Raw genomic sequence first — 3,560 nt, forward strand, 5'->3', positions numbered from 1 at the left:
AATATATCCTCTCGATTGGGTTCATTACATAAAATGGCGGCCAAAGAGTTTCCTCAAGGAGAGTTTTCGTATTCATATCGAATTGCGAAAGCTGCACAAAATATGTTAACTCTCTGTTTACAGCAAGAGTTTGCGGATAAAGGAATTCGTGTAACCGCCATTCATCCAGGGAAATTAAAGACGGACATTGGTGCTTCTGATGCGAATATGACTCCTGCTGAAGGAGCACAAAATATATATGATTGGGTAATAGAATCAAATGAGGATGTGTCAGGGAAGTTTATTGAGCCGGGTGTAGGTGAATTGAAATGGTAATGTACGATCTTTCAATTATTCAAAATGCATTTAGGTCTTTCAAAAAATGTTAAATAGATTATCAAATGCAGTAATAATTGAAGATATAGAAGAAAGACCGGAATATATCCGGACTTTCATTACCTGTTCAACACTTCAATATAAGAAGCATCCCCAGCTGTTCTAATAGTAGAGCGGAAATTATTATGTTCTAAAGTTTCAGCAACTTGTTTTAATTGCTGTGCATCATCGTGATGAATGAGTAAACTATCTGCACCACTTTCTTCTATATGAATATGTTCAACATTTCCAATCGCTTCATGTATAGCTTTTAAAAATTCAGGTTTCATATTGTCCTCCTATATGTATGTAACGTCGTTACATAGTATTTCCTTATTTTTGAAATATAAAAGTAGAAGAAAGGAGAAATGAAAATGAATATAACGCAGTTTAAAGAACATATTACATCTCTTTTTGAAGAGCATCTTAATAAATACGGTGATGACGAGTATGGTTTCACTCACATTAGTAAAGAGGAATTTCACAAAATAGGTTACACGACAAATTTGACGCTAGAGACGATTGAAGAAGCATATCAAAATGGGGTTGATATGATACTTACACATCATGCGCCGTGGAGTTTTTTATTCGGTATGGAAGAGGCTTGTATTAAAAAATTAAAAGAATATGAAATGAATCATTTTTGGATTCATTTGCCGTTAGATTTTGTAAAGTTTGGCACGTGTACGTCGTTATTTAACGAAATTGGGATAGATACAATACTGGAATATTCCACGTATGAGGAAGAAGAGCTACCGGGAATAGGAGAATATAAAGAAGCGATTCCCTTTTCAAACTTAGTTGGAAAACTTGAAGAGAGAATGGAAGAGAAAGTGAAGAGTTGGAAAAATCATGATAAGCCAGTAAAACGGATTGCGATTTTAACAGGTGCAGGAAATAATACAAACCTTATTGAGCGTGCACTAGAAAAAGGTTGTGATACGTACATAACAGGAGAAAAAACATTATATACAGTACAACATGCGAAATTTAAAGACATTAACTTAATTGTAGGTAGTCACACATTTACAGAAGTATTTGGTGTGGAAAGTTTGGCTCGTAAGTTAAAAGAAAGAGACAATTCAATAGAAATTACTAGATTAAATGAAGATCATTTGGAGTGAGGGAAATTCAGCTTATCAATTGAAAATAAAAAAGAAGAAAACTATCAACAAATATCGGCGTAGTTAAAAATATAAGGATAGGAGAATGACTATGAACAATTTCGTTTGTACAACGTGTGGCGTTCAGTATGCAGCGAGTGTAGAAGAACCGGTAAGTTGTCTTATTTGTGATGAGGAGAGACAATATATTAATCCGAAAGGGCAGTCTTGGACGACTTTAGAAAACTTGCAAACGAGTGATACATATAAAAATGAAATTATAGAAGAAGAAAATGGGCTTTATAGTATTACGACAAAACCAGAATTTGCGATCGGTCAAACGGCATTTGTAGTAAAAACAGAGTCATATCGTTTACTATGGGATTGTATTACTTATTTAGATGAAACGACAATTGRGAAGATAAAAGAGTGTGGCGGATTAGATGCGATTGCACTATCTCATCCGCATTATTATTCAACACAAGTAGAATGGGCAGAAATATTTGATGTACCAATTTATATACACGAAGACGACAAAGAGTGGGTAATGCGCCCGAGTAGTCGTATCATTTATTGGGCTGGCGAGYCTTTACGATTAGCGGATGGAATTACTGTTCATCGTCTCGGAGGACATTTTAGCGGCGGTTCTGTATTACACTGGGAAGAAGGAAATGATGGGAAAGGTATTTTATTAACAGGTGATATTATTCAAGTTGTAGCGGATCAACAGTGGGTGAGCTTCATGTACAGCTATCCAAACTTAATTCCACTACCAGCAAGGAAAGTGGAAGAAATGGCGAATCGAGTGAAACCGTTACAGTTTAATCGTCTATATAATGCCTTTCACCGAGTAGTGAAAGAACATGCAAATGAGGCAGTTGAACGGTCTGCGGAAAGATATATGAAAGCGATAGAAGGAAAGCTGTTTCATACGTAAAAGGAGAGTTAGCTTTATGAAAACGTTAGTATGCTTTGGGGATAGTATTACAGCTGATGAAACATTTTTTGATGGAACGCCGAGGTTAACACCACGTTTGCAAGAGATGTTTCCAAATTGGAAAGTGGTTAATGCAGGTGTTCCGGGTGATAATACGTTCGATGCGTTAAATAGGATTGAAGATGATGTATTATCATATAAACCAGACTTTATAACAGTTTTTCTTGGTACGAATGATGCAGTTTCTTTTGCTCAAGTTCCATTACAAGCATATAAAGAAAATTTAGAGAAAATTTTAAGTGCGATCTCACCAGAAAAAGTATTACTTATTAGTCCTGCACCAGTTGATGAAGAAAGACAACGTAATAGAACAAATGAAATACTCGGTCAGTATGCAGCGGTGGTAGAGGAAGTAGCAAGAAAAACAGGGAGCCATTTTCTCAATTTATATGCTGAGATGATTCAAGAAGAAAATTATAAAATATTCGTAAAAGATGATGAAAAAGACGGTTTACACTTTGGACCACAAGGTTATGAGTATTTAGCGAAGTTAATTTGTGAAAAGTTAAAAGGAATTCTGTAAGAAGCAAAGCGTGGGCGCTTTGCTTTTTTTGTACTTCTTATAATGAATTAGCTGAATCACAGAAGTAGACGATTCCTGTACTAAATGTTTAGTACCTATAGCACTTTAAAGTACATACATTTTTAATGAGTTAAATATAATTCATAATAGCACCAGTAAGAAGAAAACAAGCTTTACGGTACTATAGAGAATTTCAAAAAATGCCAATGTGGTATAAAACGATTAGGGAGGTTAAAGATATGAGCACTTCAAATTTGAGTGAAATAAGTAAACAAATTTTAATAGAGGAGGAAACACTTCAATTTTCCTCTTTTACAAATGAAGATGCCTTGCAATTAGGTTTATTTATCGTTGAAACAGCAAAGCGAGAGGGGAAATTGATTGCTGTTGATATAGCAAAAAATGGTGTGCAATTATTTCATTTCAAGATGACAGGGACAACTGAGGAAAATACGAAATGGATTGAGCGTAAAAAACGGGTCGTTTCCCTGCATAATCATAGCTCGTATTATATGCAGATAGAAAGTGAAATAAGCGGAGTTCCATATCATGAAAAATACCGTTTAGATGGCTCGGAATATGC

6 protein-coding genes are annotated in these 3,560 nt (G+C 35.1%); 5 read left to right on the forward strand and 1 reads right to left on the reverse strand.

The annotated features are described in order from the left end of the window. The coding region (locus tag AC1DTM_RS20425) for an SDR family NAD(P)-dependent oxidoreductase (RefSeq protein WP_477000745.1) at positions 1 to 315 on the forward strand (315 nt) is incomplete at its 5' end. A 119-nt stretch (positions 316 to 434) separates the two neighbouring features. On the opposite strand, the gene AC1DTM_RS20430 is transcribed toward AC1DTM_RS20425, so the two are convergent. Beyond that, positions 435 to 644 carry a hypothetical protein gene (locus AC1DTM_RS20430; protein WP_002066340.1) on the reverse strand — a complete coding sequence of 70 codons (210 nt, stop codon included), beginning with the start codon at positions 642 to 644 and terminating at the stop codon, positions 435 to 437. Positions 645 to 728: 84 nt separating this feature from the next. Here AC1DTM_RS20430 and AC1DTM_RS20435 point away from each other — a divergent pair, with 84 nt between their 5' ends. The 4 genes from AC1DTM_RS20435 to AC1DTM_RS20450 all read left to right on the forward strand — a co-directional run. Beyond that, on the forward strand, positions 729 to 1,478 hold the full coding sequence (locus AC1DTM_RS20435) for a Nif3-like dinuclear metal center hexameric protein (RefSeq protein WP_016105521.1): 750 nt from the start codon (positions 729 to 731) through the stop codon (positions 1,476 to 1,478). A 91-nt stretch (positions 1,479 to 1,569) separates the two neighbouring features. Continuing rightward, entirely contained in the window at positions 1,570 to 2,394 is an 825-nt protein-coding gene (locus AC1DTM_RS20440; RefSeq protein ID WP_477000746.1) for an MBL fold metallo-hydrolase, read from the forward strand. Positions 2,395 to 2,410: 16 nt separating this feature from the next. Then, positions 2,411 to 2,977, forward strand: a complete 567-nt coding sequence (locus AC1DTM_RS20445; RefSeq protein ID WP_016105519.1) for an SGNH/GDSL hydrolase family protein — start codon at positions 2,411 to 2,413, stop codon at positions 2,975 to 2,977. Positions 2,978 to 3,216: 239 nt separating this feature from the next. Next, the coding region (locus tag AC1DTM_RS20450; protein WP_477000747.1) for a heme-binding protein at positions 3,217 to 3,560 on the forward strand (344 nt) is incomplete at its 3' end.

The organism is Bacillus sp. P4_D3 (genome assembly GCF_056401855.1).